The organism is Streptomyces sp. CB01635 (assembly GCF_002803065.1).
Lineage (GTDB): Bacteria > Actinomycetota > Actinomycetes > Streptomycetales > Streptomycetaceae > Streptomyces.
The window spans coordinates 692,456-716,076 of the sequence record NZ_NNBL01000002.1 but is presented as its reverse complement, the minus strand read 5'-3'; the positions used below and the strand labels follow the sequence as shown (position 1 = coordinate 716,076).

Annotated in this window: 19 protein-coding genes; 6 read left to right on the top strand and 13 right to left on the bottom strand. The window is 69.7% G+C overall.

The window, feature by feature from the left end; all coding sequences use genetic code 11:
• Window positions 1–232: 232 nt before the first annotated feature.
• Genes tkt through pgl form a run of 5 tightly spaced genes read left to right on the top strand, consistent with a single transcriptional unit; the run spans window position 233 to window position 6,856 of the window.
• On the top strand, window positions 233–2,320 hold the full coding sequence (gene tkt / locus CG723_RS07275) for a transketolase (protein ID WP_100592397.1): 2,088 nt from the start codon (window positions 233–235) through the stop codon (window positions 2,318–2,320).
• Window positions 2,321–2,354: 34 nt separating this feature from the next.
• On the top strand, window positions 2,355–3,473 hold the full coding sequence (tal, locus tag CG723_RS07270; protein WP_100592396.1) for a transaldolase: 1,119 nt from the start codon (window positions 2,355–2,357) through the stop codon (window positions 3,471–3,473).
• 4 nt (window positions 3,474–3,477) lie between these two features.
• Window positions 3,478–5,010, top strand: a complete 1,533-nt coding sequence (gene zwf, locus CG723_RS07265) for a glucose-6-phosphate dehydrogenase (RefSeq protein WP_100592395.1) — start codon at window positions 3,478–3,480, stop codon at window positions 5,008–5,010.
• On the top strand, window positions 5,007–6,077 hold the full coding sequence (opcA, locus tag CG723_RS07260; protein ID WP_100592394.1) for a glucose-6-phosphate dehydrogenase assembly protein OpcA: 1,071 nt from the start codon (window positions 5,007–5,009) through the stop codon (window positions 6,075–6,077). Before zwf ends, opcA begins: the two co-directional genes overlap by 4 nt.
• Window positions 6,077–6,856, top strand: coding sequence for a 6-phosphogluconolactonase (gene pgl / locus CG723_RS07255; RefSeq protein ID WP_100592393.1), 780 nt, complete (start codon window positions 6,077–6,079; stop codon window positions 6,854–6,856). The genes opcA and pgl overlap by 1 nt, the downstream gene beginning before the upstream one ends.
• A gap of 64 nt (window positions 6,857–6,920) precedes the next feature.
• Here pgl and CG723_RS49125 read toward each other — a convergent pair whose 3' ends face one another.
• The 12 genes from CG723_RS49125 to uvrC all read right to left on the bottom strand — a co-directional run bounded on the left by CG723_RS49125 (window position 6,921) and on the right by uvrC (window position 21,839).
• Complete coding sequence (locus tag CG723_RS49125) at window positions 6,921–7,400, bottom strand: DUF2087 domain-containing protein (protein ID WP_442802528.1); 480 nt, start codon at window positions 7,398–7,400, stop codon at window positions 6,921–6,923.
• Between the two features lie 87 nt (window positions 7,401–7,487).
• Window positions 7,488–9,140 carry a glucose-6-phosphate isomerase gene (gene pgi, locus CG723_RS07245; protein ID WP_100592392.1) on the bottom strand — a complete coding sequence of 551 codons (1,653 nt, stop codon included), beginning with the start codon at window positions 9,138–9,140 and terminating at the stop codon, window positions 7,488–7,490.
• Window positions 9,141–9,296: 156 nt separating this feature from the next.
• The gene (locus tag CG723_RS07240) at window positions 9,297–9,584 is read right to left on the bottom strand and encodes an RNA polymerase-binding protein RbpA (RefSeq protein ID WP_007448238.1); all 288 of its coding nucleotides are present in this window, start codon (window positions 9,582–9,584) and stop codon (window positions 9,297–9,299) included.
• Window positions 9,585–9,836: 252 nt separating this feature from the next.
• Entirely contained in the window at window positions 9,837–10,067 is a 231-nt protein-coding gene (gene secG / locus CG723_RS07235; RefSeq protein ID WP_100592391.1) for a preprotein translocase subunit SecG, read from the bottom strand.
• 186 nt (window positions 10,068–10,253) lie between these two features.
• Complete coding sequence (tpiA, locus tag CG723_RS07230) at window positions 10,254–11,030, bottom strand: triose-phosphate isomerase (protein WP_100592390.1); 777 nt, start codon at window positions 11,028–11,030, stop codon at window positions 10,254–10,256.
• A 6-nt stretch (window positions 11,031–11,036) separates the two neighbouring features.
• Window positions 11,037–12,248 (bottom strand): phosphoglycerate kinase, encoded by a 1,212-nt coding sequence (locus tag CG723_RS07225; protein WP_100592389.1) that lies wholly within the window; start codon window positions 12,246–12,248, stop codon window positions 11,037–11,039.
• A gap of 107 nt (window positions 12,249–12,355) precedes the next feature.
• Window positions 12,356–13,366 (bottom strand): type I glyceraldehyde-3-phosphate dehydrogenase, encoded by a 1,011-nt coding sequence (gene gap, locus CG723_RS07220; protein WP_100592388.1) that lies wholly within the window; start codon window positions 13,364–13,366, stop codon window positions 12,356–12,358.
• Window positions 13,367–13,602: 236 nt separating this feature from the next.
• Complete coding sequence (locus tag CG723_RS07215; protein WP_100592387.1) at window positions 13,603–16,563, bottom strand: M14 family metallopeptidase; 2,961 nt, start codon at window positions 16,561–16,563, stop codon at window positions 13,603–13,605.
• Window positions 16,564–16,805: 242 nt separating this feature from the next.
• Entirely contained in the window at window positions 16,806–17,795 is a 990-nt protein-coding gene (whiA, locus tag CG723_RS07210; RefSeq protein WP_100592386.1) for a DNA-binding protein WhiA, read from the bottom strand.
• On the bottom strand, window positions 17,786–18,823 hold the full coding sequence (locus tag CG723_RS07205) for a gluconeogenesis factor YvcK family protein (protein ID WP_100592385.1): 1,038 nt from the start codon (window positions 18,821–18,823) through the stop codon (window positions 17,786–17,788). The genes whiA and CG723_RS07205 overlap by 10 nt, the downstream gene beginning before the upstream one ends.
• Complete coding sequence (gene rapZ / locus CG723_RS07200) at window positions 18,820–19,803, bottom strand: RNase adapter RapZ (RefSeq protein ID WP_100592384.1); 984 nt, start codon at window positions 19,801–19,803, stop codon at window positions 18,820–18,822. Before rapZ ends, CG723_RS07205 begins: the two co-directional genes overlap by 4 nt.
• Window positions 19,800–21,839, bottom strand: a complete 2,040-nt coding sequence (gene uvrC / locus CG723_RS07195; RefSeq protein WP_100592383.1) for an excinuclease ABC subunit UvrC — start codon at window positions 21,837–21,839, stop codon at window positions 19,800–19,802. The genes rapZ and uvrC overlap by 4 nt, the downstream gene beginning before the upstream one ends.
• 198 nt (window positions 21,840–22,037) lie before the next feature.
• Between uvrC and CG723_RS07190 the strand changes: the two genes are divergently transcribed.
• On the top strand, window positions 22,038–22,985 hold the full coding sequence (locus CG723_RS07190) for a hypothetical protein (protein ID WP_100592382.1): 948 nt from the start codon (window positions 22,038–22,040) through the stop codon (window positions 22,983–22,985).
• Window positions 22,986–23,105: 120 nt separating this feature from the next.
• Here the strand turns inward: CG723_RS07190 and CG723_RS07185 are convergent, their stop codons facing one another.
• Complete coding sequence (locus tag CG723_RS07185; protein ID WP_100592381.1) at window positions 23,106–23,531, bottom strand: Rieske (2Fe-2S) protein; 426 nt, start codon at window positions 23,529–23,531, stop codon at window positions 23,106–23,108.
• Between the last annotated feature and the right edge of the window lie 90 nt (window positions 23,532–23,621).

Sequence of the window (23,621 nt, the reverse complement as noted above, 5' to 3'; positions counted from 1 at the left end):
CCTATACCTGGCTCTTCGTGGGGGTCGGTTCGTGTTTCGGAGCACCCCAGATGAGCAGCCGAACATTCACTTGTCGAGCGGCGCGGATGCCCGTCAGGAGGCGGATTCCGGCACGGCCCGGCAGTCTGGATTGAGTCGAAAAAATGCGCGTACCCGCAGGGGTAGGCTCGACAACAGTCGGTGAGCCCATCATCACCGGCATTCGACATGTGGAGAGGAGCCCTGACCCAGGGTGAGCACCAAGCCGACCACCACAGACCTCCAGTGGACCGAGTTGGACCAGCGGGCCGTTGACACCGCTCGTGTCCTGGCCGCGGACGCCGTACAGAAGGTCGGTAACGGCCATCCGGGTACGGCGATGAGCCTGGCACCGGCCGCGTACACCCTCTTTCAGAAGGTGATGCGGCACGACCCGGCGGACGCCGACTGGGTCGGGCGCGACCGGTTCGTGCTGTCCGCGGGCCACTCGTCCCTGACCCTCTACATCCAGCTGTACCTGGCCGGTTTCGGCCTCCAGCTCGATGACCTGAAGGCGTTCCGTACCTGGGGCAGCAAGACCCCGGGGCACCCGGAGTACGGGCACACCACGGGCGTGGAGACGACGACCGGGCCGCTCGGCCAGGGTGTCGCCAACGCCGTGGGCATGGCGATGGCCGCCCGTTTCGAGCGTGGTCTGTTCGACCCGGAGGCGGCCCCCGGCACCTCCCCGTTCGACCACCACATCTTCGCGATCGCCGGCGACGGCTGCCTCCAGGAGGGCATCTCCTCCGAGGCGTCCTCGATGGCCGGGCACCAGAAGCTCGGCAACCTCGTCCTGCTGTGGGACGACAACCACATCTCGATCGAGGGTGACACGGAGACCGCGGTCTCCGAGGACACCATGAAGCGGTACGAGGCCTACGGCTGGCACGTACAGCGCGTGGAGCCGAAGGAGAACGGCGACCTCGACCCCGAGGCCCTGTTCGCCGCGATCGAGGCCGCGAAGGCCGAGACCGAGCGTCCCTCCTTCATCGCGATGCGCTCGATCATCGCCTGGCCCGCGCCGAACGCGCAGAACACCGAGGCCGCGCACGGCTCGGCGCTCGGCGACGACGAGGTCGCGGCCACCAAGCGCGTGCTCGGCTTCGACCCGGAGAAGTCGTTCGAGGTCGCCGACGAGGTCATCGCGCACACGCGTGAGGCGCTGGACCGCGGTCGCGAGGCGAAGGCCGAGTGGGAGAAGTCGTTCGCCGCCTGGCGCACGGCCAACCCGGAGCGCGCCGCCGAGTACGACCGCATCGAGGCGACCGACCTGCCCGAGGGCTGGGAGTCGCACCTGCCGACCTTCGAGACCGGCAAGGGTGTCGCCACCCGCGCGGCGTCCGGCAAGGTTCTCCAGGCGCTCGGCCCGGTCATCCCGGAGCTGTGGGGCGGCTCGGCCGACCTCGCGGGCTCGAACAACACGACGATCGACAAGACGTCGTCGTTCCTGCCGGCGGACAACCCGCTGCCGGAGGCCGACCCGTACGGCCGCACGATCCACTTCGGCATCCGCGAGCACTCGATGGCCGCCGAGATGAACGGCATCGCGCTGCACGGCAACACCCGTATCTACGGCGGCACCTTCCTGGTGTTCTCCGACTACATGCGCAACTCGGTCCGCCTGTCGGCCCTGATGCACCTGCCGGTCACGTACGTGTGGACGCACGACTCGATCGGTCTGGGCGAGGACGGTCCGACGCACCAGCCGGTCGAGCACCTGGCGGCGCTGCGCGCGATCCCCGGTCTGAACGTCGTCCGCCCCGCGGACGCCAACGAGACCGTGATCGCCTGGCGCGAGATCCTCAAGCGGTACACGAAGGTGTTCGGCAAGGGCGCTCCGCACGGCCTCGTGCTGACCCGTCAGGGCGTACCGACGTACGAGGCGAACGAGGATGCGGCCAAGGGTGGCTACGTCCTGCTCGACGCCGAAGGCGGCGACGCGCAGGTGGTCCTCATCGGTACCGGTTCCGAGGTGCAGCTCGCCGTCGAGGCGCGCGAGCAGCTCCAGGCCGCGGGGATCCCGGCGCGCGTCGTGTCCATGCCGTCGGTCGAGTGGTTCGACGAGCAGGACCAGGAGTACAAGGACTCGGTCCTGCCGCCGTCGGTCAAGGCGCGTGTCGCGGTCGAGGCCGGTATCGGTCTGACGTGGCACCGCTTCGTCGGTGACGCCGGACGGATTGTTTCGCTGGAGCACTTCGGTGCTTCCGCCGACGGCAAGGTCCTCTTCCGGGAGTTCGGCTTCACTGGCGACGCCGTGGCCGCCGCCGCCCGGGAATCCCTCGCCGCAGCCCAGCACTGACGCTCATATACGACACGTAGGAGATGCATTTTCCATGACAGACGCACTGAAGCGCCTCTCGGAAGAGGGCGTCGCGATCTGGCTGGACGACCTGTCGCGCAAGCGGATCACGTCCGGCAACCTTGCCGAGCTGATCGACCAGCAGCACGTCGTGGGCGTCACGACCAACCCGTCGATCTTCCAGAAGGCGATCTCGCACGGTGACGGCTACGAGCAGCAGCTCGCCGACCTCGCCGCCCGCAAGGTCACCGTCGAAGAGGCCATCCGCATGATCACGACGGCGGACGTCCGTGACGCCGCCGACATCCTGCGTCCGGTCTTCGAGGCGACGGCGGGCCAGGACGGCCGCGTGTCGATCGAGGTCGACCCGCGCCTCGCCCACAACACGACGGCCACCGTCGCCGAGGCCAAGCAGCTGGCCTGGCTGGTGGACCGCCCCAACACGCTCATCAAGATCCCGGCGACGAAGGCGGGCCTGCCCGCGATCACCGAGGTCATCGGCAAGGGCATCAGCGTGAACGTGACGCTGATCTTCTCGCTGGAGCGCTACCGCGAGGTCATGGACGCGTACCTCGCGGGTCTGGAGAAGGCGAAGGCCGCGGGCCTGGACCTCTCCAAGATCCACTCGGTGGCGTCCTTCTTCGTTTCCCGCGTGGACTCGGAGATCGACAAGCGCCTGGACGCCCTCGGCACCGACGAGGCCAAGGCGCTCAAGGGCAAGGCCGCGCTGGCCAACGCCCGTCTCGCGTACGAGGCGTTCGAGGAGGTCTTCTCTTCGGACCGCTGGGCCGCGCTCGACAAGGCGCAGGCCAACAAGCAGCGCCCCCTGTGGGCGTCGACCGGCGTGAAGGACCCGGCGTACAAGGACACCCTGTACGTCGTGGACCTGGTCGCGCCCGGCACCGTCAACACCATGCCGGAGGCCACGCTCGACGCGACCGCCGACCACGGTGAGGTCACCGGCAACACGATCGCCGGGACGTACGACCAGTCCCGCACGGAGATCGCGGCTGTCGAGAAGCTCGGCATCTCGTACGACGACGTCGTGCAGGTGCTCGAGGACGAGGGCGTCGACAAGTTCGAGGCGTCCTGGAACGACCTGCTCAAGTCGACCGAGGCGGAGCTCCAGCGCCTCGCCCCTTCGGAGGGCTGAGATCTTGACCCCAGTTCATGGAGCGAACCCGCTCCGTGACGCCGCAGACCGACGGCTCCCGCGTATCGCGGGGCCGTCGGGCCTGGTCATCTTCGGTGTCACAGGCGATTTGTCCCGTAAAAAGCTGATGCCCGCCGTTTATGACCTCGCCAACCGGGGTCTGCTTCCGCCGGGCTTCTCGCTGATCGGCTTCGCCCGACGCGAATGGGAGGACGAGGACTTCGCGCAGGAGGTGCACGACGCGGTCAAGGAACACGCGCGTACGCCGTTCCGCGAGGAGGTCTGGCAGCAGCTCGTCCAGGGCATGCGCTTCGTCCAGGGCAACTTCGACGACGACGACGCCTTCGAGCGCCTGAAGACGACGATGCAGGAGCTCGACAAGGCGCAGGGGACGGGCGGCAACTTCGCCTTCTACCTCTCCGTGCCCCCCAAGTTCTTCCCGCAGGTCGTGCAGCAGCTGAAGAAGCACGGCCTCGCGGACGCGCCCGAGGGTTCGTGGCGCCGCGCGGTCATCGAGAAGCCGTTCGGCCACGACCTCGAGTCGGCCAAGGAACTGAACGCGATCGTGCACGAGGTGTTCGCCCCGGACCAGGTGTTCCGGATCGACCACTACCTCGGCAAGGAGACCGTCCAGAACATCCTGGCCCTGCGCTTCGCCAACACCCTCTTCGAGCCGATCTGGAACCGGTCGTACGTCGACCACGTGCAGATCACGATGGCCGAGGACATCGGCATCGGCGGCCGCGCCGGCTACTACGACGGCATCGGCGCCGCCCGCGACGTCATCCAGAACCACCTCCTCCAGCTCATGGCCCTCACCGCCATGGAGGAGCCCGCCTCCTTCGACGCGGACGCGCTCGTCGCCGAGAAGGCCAAGGTGCTCGGCGCGGTCCGGCTGCCCAAGGAACTCGGCGACCACACGGTCCGCGGCCAGTACGCGGCCGGGTGGCAGGGCGGCGAGAAGGCCGTCGGCTACCTCCAGGAAGACGGCATCGACCCCAAGTCGAAGACCGACACCTACGCGGCCATCAAGCTGTCGGTCGACAACCGCCGCTGGGCGGGCGTCCCCTTCTACCTGCGCACCGGCAAGCGCCTCGGCCGCCGCGTCACCGAGATCGCCGTCGTCTTCCAGCGCGCGCCCCACTCCCCCTTCGACCACACGGCGACGGAGGAGCTCGGCCAGAACGCGATCGTCATCCGCGTCCAGCCGGACGAGGGCATCACGGTCCGCTTCGGCTCCAAAGTGCCCGGCACCTCCATGGAGATCCGGGACGTGTCGATGGACTTCGCGTACGGCGAGTCGTTCACGGAGTCCAGCCCGGAGGCGTACGAGCGGCTGATCCTGGACGTCCTGCTCGGCGACTCGAACCTCTTCCCCCGCACGGAGGAGGTCGAGCTGTCCTGGAACATCCTCGACCCGATCGAGAAGTACTGGGACAAGCACGGCAAGCCGGCCCAGTACCCGTCCGGCACGTGGGGGCCCGCCGAGGCGGACGAGATGCTCGCACGAGACGGACGGAGCTGGCGCCGGCCATGAAGATCGACCTCACGGACACCACGTCCAGCAAGATCAACAAGGCGCTCATGGAGGGCCGTCGCTCCATCGGCACGCCCGCCGTCGGCATGGTGCTCACCCTCGTCATCGTGACCGACGAGGAGAACGCCTACGACGCGCTGAGGGCCGCGAACGAGGCGTCCCGCGAGCACCCCTCGCGGACCCTCGTGGTCATCAAGCGCGTCTCACGTTCGCCGCGCGACCGTACGACGTCGAGGCTCGACGCCGAGGTGCGCGTCGGCGCGGAGGCGGGGACCGGCGAGACGGTCGTCCTGCGGCTGTACGGCGAGGTCATCAACCACGCCCAGTCGGTCGCCCTGCCGCTGCTCCTGCCGGACGCCCCGGTCGTGGCCTGGTGGCCGGTGAACGCGCCGCTCGACCCGGCCAAGGACCCGCTGGGGGCGCTCGCCCAGCGCCGCGTGACGGACACGTACGCGGCGGAGCAGCCCAACGACGAGCTGGAGGCCCGCGCCGGCGCCTACACGCCCGGTGACACGGACCTGTCGTGGACCCGGATCACGCCGTGGCGCTCCATGCTCGCCGCCGCTCTCGACCAGGTGGCCTGCAAGGTCAACTCGGTGGAGGTGGAGGGCGAGGAGTTCAACCCGAGCTGCGAGCTGCTCGCCATGTGGCTCGCGGACCGGCTCGACGTGCCGGTCAAGCGGTCGGTGTCGTCGGGCCCCGGCCTGACGGCCGTACGCATGGAGACGGACTGCGGCGCCATCGTGCTCGACCGGCCGGACGGTTCGCTGGCCACACTGTCGATCCAGGGTCAGCCGGACCGCGCGGTGGCGCTCAAACGCCGCGAGACGTCCGAGCTGATCGCGGAGGAGCTGCGCCGCCTCGACCCGGACGACACGTACGCCGCCGCACTGAAGTACGGCGTGCACCGGCTGGGTGAACCGGCGGCGGCGCCGGACGGGCAGGGGCCCGGGGCCGACGCGGACGCTCCTGCGGCCGCTTCCGCTCCCGCGAAGAAGACGGCGGCCAAGAAGGCGCCCGCCAAGTCCGCCGCCAAGAAATCCGCTTCGAAGGCGGCCGCCAAGTGATGACCACGGCACCCCAGTTGGTGGTGCACCGCGACAAGGAGCTGATGGCGCAGGCCGCCGCGGCCCGGCTCATCACGAAGATCGTGGACGCCCAGGCCGCCCGCGGCTACGCGTCCGTCGTCCTGACGGGCGGGCGCAACGGCAACGGACTCCTGGCCGCCCTCGCGACCGCTCCCGCCCGGGACGCGGTCGACTGGACGCGCCTCGACCTGTGGTGGGGCGACGAGCGGTTCCTGCCGGACGGCGACCCCGAGCGGAACTACACACAGGCCCGCGAGGCGCTCCTCGACTCGGTGCCGCTGAACCCGGACCGGGTCCACCCGATGCCGGCTTCGGACGGCCCGTACGAGGTGGACGCCGCCGCGCAGGTCTACGCCGCCGAACTGGCCGCCGCAGCGGGGCCGGAGGACCACGGTCCGGTGCCGACGTTCGACGTCCTGATGCTGGGAGTCGGCCCGGACACGCACGTCGCGTCGCTCTTCCCCGAACTGCCGGCGGTCCGGGAGACCGAGCGCACCGTCGTCGGTGTGCACGGTGCGCCCAAGCCGCCGCCCATCCGCATCTCGCTCACGCTCCCGGCGATCCGGGCCGCGCGCGAAGTGTGGCTGCTCGCGGCGGGTGAGGACAAGGCGGAGGCCGCGGCCATCGCACTGTCCGGCGCGGGCGAGATCCAGGCGCCGGCCGCGGGCGCGTACGGCCGCTCGCGCACGCTGTGGCTGCTCGACTCGGCGGCGGCCTCACAGCTGCCGCCCGAGCTGTATCCGCCGCACGTCGCCTGAGGCTCGCCACGCGCGAAGACACGAACGCAGGGGCCCCGCACCGAAGTTGGCAGGTGCGGGGCCCCTACGCGTGCGCCCTGCGATAGCTGCTGCCGTCGCGCTCCCGTACGAGCAGCCCGTCGTTCACGCAGTATCTGCGCAGCGCCGAGGTGTCCTCGTGGACGGTGCGGAACGCCTCGTTGACCTCGCCCTCGGTGTAGGTGCGCTCGGTCTCGAAGAGCGTGCCCGTGAGGTGGACGAGGAGTTCGTGGCGCACGGTGGCACGGACCGGGATCGAGGTGAGGCGTCCGCGCGCGAAGAACCCCGTGAGGCGGCGCGGCACGGCGGGATGGATCTCCGCCGGGCGCTCGCGGCGGAACACGGAGGGGTCCGCGCGCAGCGTTCCGTCCGGCCTTCGCTCGACGAGCCCGGTGGAGACGAGGCGCCCCAGGTGCTTGCGCACGGCCGGGGAGTCCTCGTCGCGGGGCGCCAGCTCGTCCAGCACGATCCGCGCGTAGAGCTTCAGTCGTTCGGGGTCGGCGAGCGCGGACATGAGCTGGTCCATGGGGTCCTCCCGGCAGGTGACGCGACCGGAGCAGTGTCACCCGCCACAGACGGCGGCGCATCCCAATTAGATGCGCCGCCCAGCGATCTAACGGCCGCGCAGTTCGCGGTACTTGGCCACCAGCGCCTTGGTGGACGGGTCGAGTCCCGGCACGTCGGCACCCTCCGTGAGGGCGGGCTCGATGCGCTTGGCGAGGACCTTGCCGAGCTCGACGCCCCACTGGTCGAAGGAGTCGATGTTCCAGACGGCGCCCTGGACGAACACCTTGTGCTCGTAGAGCGCGATGAACTGGCCGAGGACGAACGGGGTGAGCCGCTTCGCCAGGAGCGTCGTCGTCGGGTGGTTGCCCCGGAACGTCTTGTGCGGCACGAGCTCCTCGGGCACCCCCTCGGCACGGACCTCGGCCGGGGTCTTGCCGAAGGCGAGGGCCTGCGTCTGCGCGAAGAAGTTGGCCATCAGCAGGTCGTGCTGCGCGACGAGTCCCGGCAGCAGGTCCGCCACGGGCTCGGCGAACCCGATGAAGTCCGCCGGGATCAACTTCGTTCCCTGGTGGATGAGCTGGTAGTAGGCGTGCTGCCCGTTGGTGCCGGGGGTGCCCCAGACGACGGGGCCCGTCTGCCAGTCGACCTCCGTGCCGTCCCGCGTCACGGACTTGCCGTTGGACTCCATGTCGAGCTGCTGGAGGTACGCGGTGAACTTGGACAGGTAGTGCGAGTACGGCAGGACCGCGTGCGACTGGGCGCCGTGGAAGTTGCCGTACCAGATGCCCAACAGGCCCATCAGAAGAGGGGCGTTCGCCTCGGCGGGAGCGGTGCGGAAGTGCTCGTCGACGAGGTGGAACCCGTCGAGCATCTCGCGGAAGGCGTCCGGACCGATCGCGATCATCAGCGAGAGGCCGATGGCCGAGTCGTACGAGTAACGCCCGCCGACCCAGTCCCAGAACTCGAACATGTTGGCTGTGTCGATGCCGAAGTCGGAGACCTTCTCGGCGTTCGTCGACAGGGCCACGAAGTGCTTGGCCACGGCCTCCTGGCCGGCCCTCAGACCGGTGAGGAGCCAGTTGCGCGCGGAGGTCGCGTTGGTGATCGTCTCGATCGTCGTGAACGTCTTCGACGCGATGATGAACAGCGTCTCGGCCGGGTCGAGATCCCGGACGGCCTCGTGCAGGTCCGCACCGTCCACGTTCGACACGAATCGGACCGTCAGGTCCCGGTCCGTGAAGGAGCGGAGCACCTCGTACGCCATCGCCGGACCCAGGTCGGAACCGCCGATGCCGATGTTCACGACGTTCTTGATGCGCTTGCCGGTGTGACCCGTCCACTCGCCCGAACGGACCCTGTCCGCGAAGGCGGCCATCTTGTCCAGCACGGCGTGCACCTGCGGGACGACATCGACGCCGTCGACCTCGATCACCGCGTCACGCGGGGCCCGCAGCGCCGTGTGCAGCACGGCCCGGCCCTCCGTCGTGTTGATCTTCTCGCCGCGGAACATGGCGTCCCGCAGCCCGAACACGTCGGTCGCGGCGGCGAGCTCGCGCAGCAGGCGCAGCGTCTCGTCCGTGACCAGGTGCTTGGAGTAGTCGACGTGCAGATCGCCGACCTGGAGCGTGTAGTCGGAGCCGCGCGCCGGTTCGGCGGCGAACAGCTCACGCAGCTGCACGTCCCCGAGTTCTTCCCGGTGCTTGGCGAGCGCCGTCCACTCGGGCATCTGATTGAGCCTGGTACGGCTTTCTGCGTTCATCTCGGACTTCAGCCTTCTCTCGTACCTGCGTACGTACCTTGCCCCGCTGCTTGACCAACTTAATTGATCAGGGCCCGGTATACGGCATCTGTCCGGACCGCTACGGCCGAACGAGTCCGGCCGGACACTTGGGTGTGTCCGGCCGGTGCTCAAGTCCTAGATCTCGCCCCGCAGTTTGGCGAGCGCCTCCGCGAGGATCGCCTCGCCGTCCGCGTCACTGCGCCGCTCGCGCACGTACGCGAGGTGCGTCTTGTAGGGCTCGGTGCGCGGCGGGTCCGGCGGGTTGTCCCGGTCCTGCCCGGCAGGGAAGCCGCAGCGCGGACAGTCCCAAGTCTCCGGCACCTGCGCGTCGGAGGCGAAGCTCGGCTGCGTCTCGTGCCCGTTGGAGCACCAGAAGGAGATGCGCAGACGCGGCGCGGACTCGCCGCGCTCGGCCTCGCCCATCGGCCCCGCCCCGACCCGACTTCCTCGGATCGCGTTGCCACTTGCCACGGTCGTAACTCCCTGCGTGATGGTGCCGCGGAGCTTGTCGGCGTCTCGCTCCGCCGCGGGCGCCTCAGTCTACGTAAGGCCCAACGCGCGTCCAGTGATTGGAGTTACATCCCCGCCCCCAGACGCAAGCCCCATGATAGGCCGCGCCCGAGGGCGCGTACCGAACATGGGGCCTTATGTGCGCGATGTGCAGGTGTGACGGCGTCAGTTGTTGACCTTCATGAGCAGGCCGAGCACGACAATGCACGCGAACCACAGCAGACCGAGCACGATGGTGATGCGGTCCAGGTTGCGCTCGGCGACCGACGAGCCGCCGACGGACGACTGCATGCCGCCACCGAACATGTCGGAGAGACCGCCACCCTTTCCCTTGTGCATGAGCACAAGGAGCATCAGCAGCAGGCTGAAGACGATCAGGGCGATCGAGAACCCCATAACCACGGCTGGTCCCTACTTCCTGGCAATTCTCTCGGACTGAACTGATACGTACTGCGATGTATCCGTACTGCGACTTATACGTGCTGCGGGGGCCCGGTGGAAAGCCACCCGGCCCCCGCAAGGGTACGACGTAACGCCGCTACCGCATACTCGCGACCTGTTGGTTCGCCTCAGGGGCGCGGCTCACTGGTCGCGGAAGCGGATGATCTTGACGAACTCCTCGGCGTCGAGCGCCGCGCCGCCGACGAGGGCGCCGTCGACGTCGGGCTTCGACATGATCTCCGCGACGTTCCCGGACTTCACCGAGCCGCCGTACTGGATGCGGACCTTGTCGGCCAGCTCCTGGGAGTACAGCTCGGCGAGCTTTCCGCGGATCGCCCCGCAGACCTCCTGGGCTTCCTCGGCGCCGCAGACCTTGCCGGTGCCGATCGCCCAGACCGGCTCGTACGCGATCACGATGGTCTCGGCCTGCTCGGCCGGGATGTCCTTGAGGCCGCCCTCGACCTGCGACAGCGTGTGGGCGACGTGGTCGCCCGCCTCGCGGACGTGGAGCTCCTCGCCGACGCAGAGGATCGGGGTCAGGCCGTGCTTGAAGGCGGCCTTCACCTTGGCGTTGCAGACTTCATCGGTCTCGTTGTGGTACTGGCGGCGCTCGGAGTGGCCGACCGCCACGAACGTGCACTTGAGCTTGGCGAGCATCGGGCCCGAGATCTCGCCGGTGTAGGCGCCGGAGTCGTGGGCCGAGATGTCCTGGGCGCCGTACTTGATCTTGAGCTTGTCGCCGTCGACCAGGGTCTGTACGGAGCGCAGGTCGGTGAAGGGCGGCAGGACCGCGACCTCGACGGCGTCGTAGTCCTTGTCGGACAGCGCGAAGGCGAGCTTCTGGACGTGGGCGATGGCCTCGAGGTGGTTGAGGTTCATCTTCCAGTTGCCCGCCATCAGCGGCGTGCGGGTGGTCATTGAGGTTCAGTCCTCCAGTGCGGCAAGGCCGGGGAGCGTCTTGCCCTCAAGGTATTCGAGGGAGGCGCCGCCGCCGGTCGAGATGTGGCCGAATGCATTCTCGTCGAAGCCGAGGAGCCGGACGGCCGCGGCCGAGTCGCCACCGCCGACGACCGTGAAGGCCGGGGAGTCGAGGAGCGCCTGGGCGACGGCCTTGGTGCCCTCGGCGTAGTCGGGGTGCTCGAAGACGCCCATCGGGCCGTTCCAGAACACCGTCCCGGCGTCGGCGAGCTTCGATGCGTACAGCTTGCGGGTCTCCGGACCGATGTCGAGACCCTCCTGGTCGGCCGGGATGGCGTCCGCGGCGACGGTGGTGGGGTTGGCCGGGGCCTTGGTCTTGAGGTCGGGGAAGTCCGGCGAGACCAGGACGTCCACGGGGAGCACCAGCTCGACGCCGTTGTCCTCGGCGCGCTTGATGTACTCCTTGACGGCCGGGATCTGGTCCTCCTGGAGGAGGGAGATGCCGACCTCGTGGCCCTGGGCCTTGAGGAAGGTGTAGGCCATGCCGCCGCCGATGAGCAGGCGGTCGGCCTTGCCGAGCAGCTGGTCGATGACGGCGAGCTTGTCGGAGACCTTGGCCCCGCCGAGCGCGACGACGTACGGCCGCTTGACCTCGTCGGTGAGCTTCTTCAGGACGCCGACCTCGGTGGCGATGAGGTAGCCGGCGTAGTGCGGCAGACGGGCCGGCAGGTCGTACACGGAGGCGTGCTTGCGGTGCACGGCGCCGAAGCCGTCGCCCACGTAGACGTCGGCGAGGGCTGCGAGCCGGTCGGCGAACTCGCCGCGCTCGGTGTCGTCCTTCGACGTCTCGCCGGCGTTGAAGCGGAGGTTCTCGATGACGGCGACCTGGCCGGGCTCCAGACCGTCCACCGCGTCGTGGGCGGCGGGGCCGACGGTGTCCTGGGCGAAGGCGACCGGCTTGCCGAGGAGCTCGGCGAGGCGCTCGGCGGCCGGCAGCAGCGAGAACGCCGGGTCCGGGGCTCCCTTGGGGCGGCCCAGGTGGGAGGCGACGATCACCTTGGCGCCCGCGTCGGCCAGGGCCTTGACGGTGGGCAGGACGGCGCGGATGCGGCCGTCGTCGGTGATCTGGCCGTCGGCGAGAGGCACGTTGAGGTCGGCGCGGACGAAGACCCGCTTGCCCTCGACCCCTTCGGCGAGAAGTTCGTCGATCGTCTTCATGGCTGGACTCCTGGACTTCTTGGGTGGGCTGACGCACAACAGGGCCCGGACGGCGCGTCGTTGCGCGGTCCGGACCCTGTGCTCACATCGAGATGCCTGCTCTGGATTTAGAGCTGGCCGCCGACGAAGACCGTGAGGTCGACGAGACGGTTGGAGTAGCCCCACTCGTTGTCGTACCAGCCGAGGATCTTCACCGAGTTACCTTCCTGAACCATGGTCAGGGAGGAGTCGAAGGTGCAGGACGCCGGGTCGCCGACGATGTCGGAGGAGACGATCGGGTCCTCGGTGTAGGACAGGTAGCCCTTGAGGTCGCCGTCCTCGGAGGCCTTCTTGAACGCGGCGTTGACCTCGTCCTTGGTGGTCTCGCGCGCCAGGGTGACGACCAGGTCGGTGGCCGAGCCCGTCGGGACCGGGACGCGCATCGCGATGCCGTCGAGCTTGCCCTTGAGCTGCGGGAGGACCAGGGCGGTCGCCTTGGCGGCACCGGTGGTGGTCGGAATGATGTTCTCGGCGGCGGCGCGGGCGCGGCGCAGGTCCGAGTGCGGGAAGTCCAGGATGCGCTGGTCGTTCGTGTACGCGTGGACCGTGGTCATCAGGCCCTTGACGATGCCGAAGTTCTCGTCGAGAACCTTGGCCATCGGCGCCACACAGTTGGTCGTGCAGGACGCGTTCGAGATGACGTGGTCCGTCGCCGCGTTGTACTGGTCCTGGTTGACGCCCATCACGATGGTGATGTCCTCGTCCTTGGCCGGAGCCGAGATGAGGACCTTCTTGGCGCCGCCGGCGATGTGCTTCTCGGCGTCGGCCTTCTTCGTGAAGATGCCGGTCGACTCGATGACGATGTCGACGCCCAGCTCGCCCCACGGGATGTCCGCGGGGTTGCGCTCGGAAAGGACCTTGATGCTGTGGCCGTCGACGGTGATCGTGTCGACGGTGTGCGTGACCTCGGCCTTCAGGCGGCCGAGGATGGTGTCGTACTTCAGAAGGTGTGCGGTGGTCGCGGTGTCACCGAGGTCGTTGACAGCCACGATCTCGATGTCTGCACCCTGCTCAAGCAGCGCGCGGAAGTAGTTACGCCCGATGCGGCCAAAGCCGTTGATGCCTACGCGGATCGTCACGAACCGATCTCCTCGTTGGTACGCCGGTTTTAGACGCCGGCGAGTTGTATGGGATGTCCCCGACCGCCTCCGACCCTACCTCTCCGAAGCCCTCCGGGTGACATTGAGTGGGCCCTTGTGCGGCCCGGCGGCCCGTACCGCCCAGTAGGGGTTCGGACCGCCGGGATTCCCGCTCATCTGGCGCTTTTCGCGAAAAGTGAGCGGGGTATTTTGTCCGCTTTTCGACCCGGCCTTTCTCAGCTCCTCAGGGAGGCCAGCGCCTTCCCCACGAGCACGCTGCGCTCGGCCGCCGTGGCGACGTGTTCGAGACCGAATCCGAGGAGCACGGTGTCCTTGGTGCTGACGGCTCCATATGTCTTGAACAGTTCACCCGCACGGGCCCAGTCCTTGGTGACGACGGGGCTGCCCGGGGGCGGGCCCGCGACCTTCCAGGCGCCGAACGACGACTCGAAGCCCTCGGTCTCCTTCGCGGCGCCGCCGGTCACGACGGACGCGTTGTCGGCGAGGACGCCGTGGCCGCCGCTGCCGGGGTCGGTGATGTAGCTGAGCGAGACCTCGACCGTCTTTCCGGCGTAGGCGCTCAGGTCGAAGGTCACCGGCTTCCAGCCGTCCGAGGCGCCCGTGAGGCTGTTCCAGGAGCCGGAGGTGCCGGTGGCCGTGCAGCCCGCGCTGCCGGGCGTCAGATAGCGCTTGAGAGCCGGGTGCTCCTTGATCAGGAATCCGGCCTCGCACTCGGCGGGGACGGCGTTCGTCGTGGCACCGCCGGCCTCGGGCAGTGTCGTCCAGTCCTCGGCGCCCGCCGTGTGCGCCTCCAGCACCGCGTGGTCGTAGCCGGGCTCGGTGTCCCACAGGAGCTGGAACTTCAGGGCCGGCTTGTCGGCGGCGGAGACCCCGGTGAGGTCGATGGTGCGGGTCAGGCGCTTCCACCCGTCGTCCGTGTGCACGGCGGCGGCCATGGAGCTGCCCTCGTAGGGGCTGTACGGGTTGGGGGTGCCCGCGTACGCACCGGCGCCCGCGCTCGTGAACTGCGGGTAGTCGGCCTTGGACAGCACGTCGGAGGTGGACTGGTAAGTCGCGGCGATGTTCAGCGGGTTGCCGGGAGCGTCGCCGAGGCCCGCGGCGGCGCCGGTCAGCACGCCGGATCCGGCGAACTTCGAGGCGCCGGGTGTCGACGTACGCGAGTACGCGCCCAGGTAGTACTGGCTGAAGTCGTTGGTGGTGGTGTCGCCGATGTTGACGGAGCCGCCCGCCTGCTCGCCGGCCTCGATCAGCTTGCCACCCTCGTTGAGGTAGTCGCGCAGCGCGAGCTGCGTGGTGAGGCCCGGGCGGTCGGCGCCCGTGTAGTGGACGACGGTCCTGAAGTGGTCGAGCACCGCGAGTGCGTCCGGGGCGCCCTGCGTGGCGACGTTCCACACGAGCGGGGTGCGGCCGTTCGCCTTCAGCGCGTCCACGTACGCCTTGCTCTGCCGGCCTGTGGCGTCGTTCTCGGCGACGACGAGGGTGTCGGCCCTGGGGCGCTCGGCCACGGTGTACGTGAAGTGGTCGCTGGAGGTGCGCTTCCCGGACTTCGTGCGTCCGGTGAACCAGACCTCGACCTTGTCGCCCGGGTCCGCGTCCTCGATCCTCGCGCGGTACGCGTCGAAGTGGAGGTTGTCCTCGCCGCCGTAGGTCTCGCCGCCCTTCCAGGCGCGCAGGTCCTCGTCGTGCGTACGGCCGCGGTCGACACGGTAGTTGAGCTCCTTGTCGCGCACCGACTTGCGGGCGGTCACGGAGACTTCCTGGTCGGCACCGCGCGCGTACGAGGTGCTGAAGGCGGCCGGGGTGAAGTCGGGGGCGTCGAGGCCGACCGAGGAGGACGGCTGATCGGGGTGCGCCGCGGTCTCGGCCACGGAGAGCGCGAAGGGGATGTTCTTGGCGAACTCCTGCTGGATCAGTTTCTCGTCGTCCGGGAAGGTGAAGACCGACTCGCAGTCCTCGGGGCGCCACTGGTCGTCCGGGTCGACGGCCGACGCGGTCTGACACTCGCTCATCTCCGGCGTGAACATCCCGATGCCGTTGACGTTGCCCGCGTGCCCGTCGGCTTCGCCGTTGGTGGTGTACAGCTCGGAGGAGACCTGCGGGTGGTAGCCGGGGATCGCGGAGTTCTCGGGGGTCCCGGCGAGCGCCTTGTAGAGCACGTCGTCCGGCGTCGGGGTGGCCACCTGCCAGCCCACTCCGTAGAGCAGCAGCTGGGCCGCGGAGTGGTAGTTGATGGCGTAGCGGAAGTCGATGCGCTTCTCGAAGGCGTCTAGGGCCTTCGTCTCGGGCTCGGAGCCGGGGCTCACGCCGCGGTAGGTCTCGCTTGCGGGGCTCGGGGACGAACCCTCGTCGTCGTAGCCCCACTTGTAGGCGAAGTTGCGGTTGAGGTCGACACCGTCGCCCGTGGTGATCGCGCCGTCGCCGTTCACGTCCCGCATGTTCTTGCGCCACTGGCGGTCGCCGTCGGGGTTGAACGTCCAGTCGTATCCGTCTGGGTTGGCCGACAGGACGAACCACATCTCGGTGGAGTCGACGATCTTCTTGATGCGCTTGTCCTTGGAGTAGTTGTCCAAGTAGTAGTGCATCAGGCGGCGGGTCATCTCGGGGGTGATCCACTCGCGGGCGTGCTGGTTGGACATGTAGAGCACGGACGGCTTGGCGCCGTCCCTCGTCGTACGGGCGCCCTTGGTGAGCTTGAGCGCGAGGATGTCCTGGCCCTGGAGCGTCTTGCCGATGGAGACGACCTTGGTGAGGCCGGGGTGCTCCTGGCCCGTTCTGACGATCTCCTCCTGGAGATTGCCCTTGCCGCTGTAGGGGCGGAACACGCCGTCGCCCGCGGCCGCCACGCGCGCTCGCGCCTTGGCGGAGAGCGTGTGCTCGGTGAGCTCGACGCCCTTGCTCTCCAGTTGCCTGGCCTGCTTGTCGGTGAGGTAGACCTCGACCTCGGCCTTCCCCTTCTCGGGGGCCTGTTCGCCGAGTTCGTGTCCGTCCTGTCCGGCCGCGAGGAGCAGGGGTACCTGCTCCTTCGTGACCTCCGCACGGAACACCTTGACCGGATCGGAGTCCGACCGGGGTGCACCGCCGCTCTCCGCCTGGGCGACGGGCGTCAGTCCCGCGCCTCCCAGTCCGCCCAGTACGAGTGCCGTGGCCGCGAGGATCGATCTCGCTCTTCGTCTCATGAGCCCCCCTTGCAGTTGTGTACCGCAGAAGCAGGTGAGTACCGCAGAAGCTGTGGTGAACCGCAGAAGCGGCTGTTTACCGCAGAAGCGAACAGACGCCAGACTCATGACAGTTCATGGTCAAGTCAAGGGCGCGTCAAAGGGGTCCCGTCACGCCGTGCACGGTCCCCCGGGCAGCGAAAACGCCGGTGCCCGGGCCCCGGCAGGGCACCGGCACCGGCGTGAGGCATTCCGCTCCGGGGTCAGCCGGCGAGGTTGTCGGCCATCTCCTCGCTGATGTTCGACTCCGTGCCCGGGATGCCCATGTCCTGCGCCCGCTTGTCGGCCATCGCGAGCAGGCGGCGGATGCGGCCCGCGACGGCGTCCTTCGTCAGCGGCGGGTCGGCGAGCGCGCCCAGCTCCTCCAGGGAGGCCTGCTTGTGCTCCATGCGCAGCCGGCCGGCGGCCGCGAGGTGCTCAGGCACCTCGTCGGCGAGGATCTCCAGGGCGCGCTGCACGCGGGCCCCGGCGGCGACGGCGGCGCGCGCCGAGCGGCGCAGGTTCGCGTCGTCGAAGTTGGCCAGGCGGTTGGCGGTGGCGCGGACCTCGCGCCGCATCCGCCGCTCCTCCCAGGCGAGCACCGACTCGTGCGCCCCCATGCGGGTGAGCAGGGCGCCGATGGCGTCCCCGTCCCGTACGACGACACGGTCCACACCCCGTACCTCACGGGCCTTGCCCGCAATCTGGAGGCGGCGTGCGGCCCCGACCAGGGCCAGCGCGGCCTCCGGGCCGGGGCAGGTCACCTCGAGGGAGGAGGAACGGCCGGGCTCGGTGAGCGAGCCGTGCGCCAGGAAAGCCCCGCGCCAGGCGGCCTCGGCGTCGCAGGTGGCCCCCGAGACCACCTGCGGCGGGAGACCCCGGATCGGGCGGCCGCGGCCGTCGACGAGACCGGTCTGGCGCGCCAGCTGGTCACCGCCGGCCACGACCCGTACGACGAAGCGCGAGCCCCGGCGCAGCCCGCCGGGCGCCATCACGATCAGTTCCGAGCTGTGCCCGAAGATCTCGAGGATGTCCCGCTTCAGCCGTCGTGCCGCCATCGCGGTGTCCAGCTCCGCCTCGATCACGATGCGGCCGCTCACCAGGTGGAGCCCGCCCGCGAAGCGCAGGATGGCCGAGACCTCTGCCTTTCTGCAGCAGGTCCGGGTGACGGGAAGCCGGGAGATCTCGTCCTTCACCGCTGCCGTCATCGCCATGGGCCGATCCTTCCATGCATCCGAAAAATACGGTCGTACGCGGCGGCCAACAGCTCCGGATCGTGCCTCGGAGTCCCGTCGGGCCTGGCCACAGGCGCCAACTCGACCGCAGCGCCGAAGCCCTCCTTGGCGGCGTCGGTCAGGGACTCGCGGTCGGGCACGGCGGCCTCGTCGGCCAGCACCACGTCCAGGGCGAGTTTAGGGGCGTGTCGTCCCAAAACCTCCAAATGACGCTGCGGTGAGAACCCCTCGGTTTCTCCGGGCTGCGGCGCGAGGTTCAGCGAGAGGACCCTGCGGGCCTTCGTCGCCATCAGCGCGTCGAGCAGATCGGGGACCAGCAGATGCGGGATGACGGACGAGAACCAGGAGCCGGGGCCGAGCACCACCCAGTCGGCGTCGAGCACCGCGGCGACCGCCTCGGGGACGGCCGGCGGGTCGTGCGGCACGAGGTGCACGGACTGCACCTCGCCGGGGGTGAGCGCCACCGTGGCCTGGCCGCGCACCGTGTCGATGTCATCGGGGCGGGCCGGGTCGTGCCCCTTGACCAGGGCCTGGAGCTCCAGCGGCACCGCGGACATGGGCAGTACGCGACCCTGCGCACCCAGCAGCTTGCCGACCAGGTCGAGGGCCTGCACATGGTCGCCGAGCTGCTCCCACAGAGCGACGATGAGCAGATTGCCGACGGCGTGCTCGTGCAGGTCGCCCTGGGACTGGAAACGGTGCTGGATGACGCGGGCCCAGGTCTGGCCCCAGTCGTCGTCGCCGCACAGGGCCGCGAGGGCCTTGCGCAGGTCGCCGGGCGGCAGGACGCCCAGCTCGTCGCGGAGCCGGCCGCTGGAGCCGCCGTCGTCGGCGACGGTCACCACGGCGGTGAGGTCGCCGGTGATGCGCCGCAGGGCCGCCAGTGACGCGGACAGGCCCATGCCACCGCCGAGGGCGACGACCTTGGGCTGGGCGCCGCGCCGGCGGCCCGTGGGAGGGGTGACCCGGCGGAGCCTGCTGCCGAGCCGGAGTGTGCGACCGGTCATTCGCGGCCCATGTCCCGGTGGACGACCACGGTCTCCACGCCTTCCGCCGCGATGCGCGCGGCGAGCTTCTCCGACATCGCGACGGAGCGGTGCTTGCCTCCGGTGCAGCCGACCGCGATCGTCACGTACCGCTTGCCCTCGCGGCGGTATCCGGCGGCGATGAGCTGGAGCAGCTCGGTGTACCGGTCCAGGAACTCCTTGGCGCCGGGCTGGCCGAAGACGTAGTTCGCCACCTCTTCGTTCAGGCCGGTGAAGGGGCGCAGCTCGGGGACCCAGTGCGGGTTCGGCAGGAAGCGCATGTCGACGACCAGGTCGGCGTCGACGGGCAGGCCGTACTTGAAGCCGAACGACATGACCGTGGCCCGCAGCTCGGGCTCCTCGTCGCCGGCGAACTGGGCGTCCATCTTGGCGCGCAGCTCGTGCACGTTCAGGCTGGAGGTGTCGATGACCAGGTCGGCGTCGCCGCGCAGCTCGCGCAGGAGCGTGCGCTCGGCCGCGATCCCGTCGACGATGCGGCCGTCGCCCTGGAGGGGGTGCGGGCGGCGCACCGACTCGAAGCGGCGCACCAGGGCCTCGTCGGAGGACTCCAGGAACACGATGCGCCGTGTGACCTGGCGCGATTCCAGGTCGGCGAGGGACTGGTGGAGGTCGTCGAAGAAGCGGCGGCCGCGCACGTCGACGACGACGGCGATCCGGGCGACATTGCCCTGGGAGCGGGCGCCGAGCTCGACCATCGTGGGGATCAGCGCGGGCGGCAGGTTGTCGACGACGAACCAGCCGAGGTCCTCCAGACACTTGGCGGCCGTGGAACGCCCGGCGCCGGACATCCCGGAGATGATCACCAGCTCGGGGATCGCCGCTTCGGGGGTCTCGCTCGTCGTACCCGTACTCACCTGTGCTCCGTCTGTCTCCGCCGCCTGGCCCGCCGGGTCATCGGGGGCCGGCTGTGGTGCCTGTTCGCCCTGCTCGTTCTCGTTCATGGCTCCTGCCCCCGTCGTCCTTCCGAGGTGGCCACGGCCGTGGCCGTGGGGTCCTCGTCTTCAATGATCTCTCCTGTGGCCGTGTTCACGGCCGGTGCGGCGGGCTCCGCGCTTGCGAAGGCCGCCACGATCGTCTCTGCCGTCTTGCGGCCTATGCCGGGAACCTCGCAGATCTGATCGATTGTGGCCGATCGCAGGCGCTTCACCGAACCGAAGTGCTTGATCAGGGCCTGCTTGCGCGCGTCCCCGAGACCGGGCACCTCGTCGAGCGGCCCGGCCCGGAAGCGCTTGGCCCGCTTGGTGCGCTGGTACGTGATCGCGAAGCGGTGCGCCTCGTCACGCACGCGCTGGAGAAGATAGAGGCCCTCGCTGGTGCGCGGAAGGATCACCGGGTCGTCCTCGTCGGGCACCCAGACCTCTTCGAGGCGCTTGGCCAGGCCGCACACCGCGATGTCGTCGATGCCCAGCTCGTCCAGCGCCCGCTTGGCCGCCGCGACCTGCGGCTGCCCGCCGTCGACGACGACCAGCTGGGGCGGGTACGCGAACCGCTTGGGGCGACCGTCGTCCTCGGTGAGACGGGACTCGATCGGGCCGTCCTCGTCCGTCAGCTCGGCGTCGGACCACTCCCCCGACTTCTCCTGCGCCGCCAGATAGCGCTTGAAGCGGCGTGTGATCACCTCGTGCATGGAGCGGACGTCGTCCTGCCCCTCGAAGCCCTTGATCTGGAAGCGCCGGTACTCGCTCTTCCTGGCCAGTCCGTCCTCGAAGACGACCATCGAGGCCACGACGTCGTCGCCCTGGAGGTGGGAGATGTCGTAGCACTCGATGCGCAGCGGGGCGCTGTCCAGCTCGAGAGCCCCGGCGATCTCCTCCAGGGCGCGCGAGCGCGTGGTGAGGTCGGAGGCGCGCTTGGTCTTGTGGAGTGCGAGCGCCTGCTGCGCGTTCCTGTGGACCGTCTCCATGAGGGCCTTCTTGTCGCCGCGCTGCGGGATCCTCAGCGACACGTTCGACCCGCGGCGCGTGGTGAGCCACTCCTGTACGGGTTCCAGGGGCTCGGGCAGCGCGGGCACGAGGACCTCCTTGGGAACAGCGTCCCCGCGCTCCTCGCCGTACAGCTGCTGGAGCGCGTGCTCGACGAGGTCACCGCTGGTGACCGCCTCGACCTTGTCCGTGACCCAGCCGCGCTGGCCGCGCACGCGCCCGCCCCGCACATGGAAGATCTGCACGGCGGCCTCCAGCTCGTCCTCGGCGAGGGCGACCAGGTCGGCGTCCGTGGCATCGGCGAGGACGACGGCACTCTTCTCCATCGCCTTGCGCAGCGCCTCTATGTCGTCACGCAGGCGTGCGGCGCGCTCGTACTCCATCTCCTCGGCGGCGTCCGTCATGTCCTTCTCGAGACGGCGGATGTACGTGCCGGTGCGGCCGGTCATGAAGTCGCAGAAGTCCTCCGCCAGTTCGCGGTGCTCCTCGGGCGAGACGCGGCCCACGCAGGGGGCCGAGCACTTGCCGATGTAGCCGAGGAGGCAGGGGCGGCCGGTGCGGGCGGCGTTCTTGAAGACGCCGGCGGAGCAGGTGCGGACCGGGAAGACACGAAGCAGCAGGTCGACGGTGTCGCGGATGGCCCAGGCATGCCCGTAGGGACCGAAGTAGCGCACGCCCTTCTTCTTCTGGCCGCGCATGACCTGCACGCGCGGGAACTCCTCGTTCATCGTCACCGCGAGGTAGGGATAGCTCTTGTCGTCGCGGTACTTGACGTTGAACCGGGGGTCGTACTCCTTGATCCAGGAGTACTCCAGCTGGAGCGCCTCGACCTCCGTGGACACCACGGTCCACTCCACGGACGCGGCCGTGGTGACCATGGTGCGGGTACGGGGATGCAGGTTCGCCAGGTCCTGGAAGTAGTTGGCCAGGCGCTGGCGCAGGCTTTTCGCCTTCCCGACGTAGATCACCCGGCGGTGCTCGTCACGGAACCTGTACACCCCTGGGGAGTCCGGGATCTGTCCCGGCTGGGGGCGGTAGCTGGAAGGGTCGGCCATGTCAGACACCCTACTTGCGGCCACCGACAGTGAGGTTGCCCGCGCGTCTCCCGGAGCGGTCCGGCGCCCGCCCGGCGAGACGGTTTGCGCAGCGAGTCTTGTCCGGTCGAGATCAACACGCTTCAATGCCGGGTGAATTGGGGCCGCGCACGCCCCGGCCGGACGGCCGTTGTGAGGATGCACGGGGGAGGGCCCTGGATGTCGTACGGCACACAGCACGCGGACGCCGGCGCGCCCGCACTGGAGACGGCCCTGCGGGCGGGGCCCTTCCATGTCGCCCTGCGGGCCGCGATCACCGCGCGCGGGCTGCCGCTGCACCGTGTGCAGCACCATCTGACCCGGCGCGGCGTCACGGTCGGCGTCACCAGTCTGAGCTATTGGCAGCAGGGGGCGAGGCGCCCGCAGCGCACCGAGTCGCTGCGGGCCGTGCGCGCCCTGGAGGAGATCCTGGACCTGCCCGACGAGTCCCTGATCCGGCTGCTCGCCAAGGACGAGGAACACACGGCCCGCCAGCGCCCCTCGACCCGCTCCTACCGCTCGCTCGTCGAGGCCTCGGGCGTCCTCGAACACTTCCTCGCCGAGCTCGGCTCGCCCCCGGACGGCGGCCTGCACACGGTCGGCCACCACGAGCGGGTGCGGATCGGGGCGCGCCGCGAGCTCCTCGGCCTCGACTCCCAGCACATCGTGCGCGCCCACCAGGACGGCGTGGACCGCTACGTGGCCGTCCACCACGGAGACCCGGGATGCAGCACCGATCACGTCTCGGTGCGCGCCCTGGAGAACTGCCGTACGGGGCGGGTGCGCCGGCACCGCGGGACGGGCGTCGTCGTGGCGGAGCTGCTCTTCGACGCGCGGCTGCGGGCCGGCGACACGTTCCTCTTCCGCTACGGCTTCGAGGACGGCACGGCGGGCCCCTCATCGGAGTATCTGCGCGGCTTCGGCTTCGCGGGCGGGCAGTACGCGCTCCAGGTCAGATTCACCGAGGGCGTCCTGCCCGTGCGCTGCCACCGCTTCACCCAGCACTCGGCGGCGGCCCCGCGAGGCGGCCGTCAGGACCTGACGCTCAGCGCGAGCCACCGAGCCGTCCATGTGGTGGAGCCGCAGGTGCGGGCAGGGATCCTGGGGATCGGGTGGGACTGGGAGTGAGAGGTCCGGGAGTGAGGGGACTGGGAGTGATCGGCAGGGTGGAGCTGATCGGGTGGGGGCTCGGGGGCTGATCGGCCGGGGCTCGGACTCATCCGTGGCCGGGTCGGGGTCCGGGTCCGGTCAGGCCTCCGGGCCCGCGACGATCTTTCCGTTCTTCACCACGACCGGCACCTTCGCCAGCGGCTGCGTCGCCGGGTCGTGCAGCACCTTGCCGGTCTCGGCGTCGAACTTGCTGCCGTGGCACGAGCACGTGAGTTCGGTGCCCTCCAGCATGCTGATGGGGCACCCCGCGTGCGTGCAGATGGTGCTGAACGCGGCGTACTTGTCGGCCGCCGGACGGCTGACCACCACGTTCTCGTCGCGGTACAGCTTGACGCCGCCCACGGGCACCTCGTCGGCCTTGCCGAGGTCGACCGGGGCTGTCGGCGCCGCATCCGCGCCGCCGTCCGATCCGCCCGTCGAGCAGGCGGCGATCCCGAGCCCCGCGGTCCCGGCGAGGGCGGCACCCCGCAACAGGGTTCGACGGGCGGGCGACGTGCCGGGCATGAGGACTCCAGGGATCGGTCGGGGTGGGGCGGGCCGCTGCTGCACGCCAAGGCGCACATCGGTCGCAGATCCGACCATACCGGTGGGGCG

Bases quoted from the DNA above. Each gene is read 5' to 3' on its own strand.
- tal (WP_100592396.1), top strand. From the start codon at position 2,355: ATGACAGACGCACTGAAGCGCCTCTCGGAAGAGGGCGTCGCGATCTGG.
- opcA (WP_100592394.1), top strand. From the start codon at position 5,007: ATGAAGATCGACCTCACGGACACCACGTCCAGCAAGATCAACAAGGCG.
- pgl (WP_100592393.1), top strand. From the start codon at position 6,077: ATGACCACGGCACCCCAGTTGGTGGTGCACCGCGACAAGGAGCTGATG.
- CG723_RS49125 (WP_442802528.1), bottom strand. From the start codon at position 7,400: ATGGACCAGCTCATGTCCGCGCTCGCCGACCCCGAACGACTGAAGCTC.
- pgi (WP_100592392.1), bottom strand. From the start codon at position 9,140: ATGAACGCAGAAAGCCGTACCAGGCTCAATCAGATGCCCGAGTGGACG.
- CG723_RS07240 (WP_007448238.1), bottom strand. From the start codon at position 9,584: ATGGGCGAGGCCGAGCGCGGCGAGTCCGCGCCGCGTCTGCGCATCTCC.
- secG (WP_100592391.1), bottom strand. From the start codon at position 10,067: ATGGGGTTCTCGATCGCCCTGATCGTCTTCAGCCTGCTGCTGATGCTC.
- tpiA (WP_100592390.1), bottom strand. From the start codon at position 11,030: ATGACCACCCGCACGCCGCTGATGGCGGGCAACTGGAAGATGAACCTC.
- CG723_RS07225 (WP_100592389.1), bottom strand. From the start codon at position 12,248: ATGAAGACGATCGACGAACTTCTCGCCGAAGGGGTCGAGGGCAAGCGG.
- CG723_RS07215 (WP_100592387.1), bottom strand. From the start codon at position 16,563: ATGAGACGAAGAGCGAGATCGATCCTCGCGGCCACGGCACTCGTACTG.
- whiA (WP_100592386.1), bottom strand. From the start codon at position 17,795: ATGGCGATGACGGCAGCGGTGAAGGACGAGATCTCCCGGCTTCCCGTC.
- CG723_RS07205 (WP_100592385.1), bottom strand. From the start codon at position 18,823: ATGACCGGTCGCACACTCCGGCTCGGCAGCAGGCTCCGCCGGGTCACC.
- rapZ (WP_100592384.1), bottom strand. From the start codon at position 19,803: ATGAACGAGAACGAGCAGGGCGAACAGGCACCACAGCCGGCCCCCGAT.
- uvrC (WP_100592383.1), bottom strand. From the start codon at position 21,839: ATGGCCGACCCTTCCAGCTACCGCCCCCAGCCGGGACAGATCCCGGAC.
- CG723_RS07190 (WP_100592382.1), top strand. From the start codon at position 22,038: ATGTCGTACGGCACACAGCACGCGGACGCCGGCGCGCCCGCACTGGAG.
- CG723_RS07185 (WP_100592381.1), bottom strand. From the start codon at position 23,531: ATGCCCGGCACGTCGCCCGCCCGTCGAACCCTGTTGCGGGGTGCCGCC.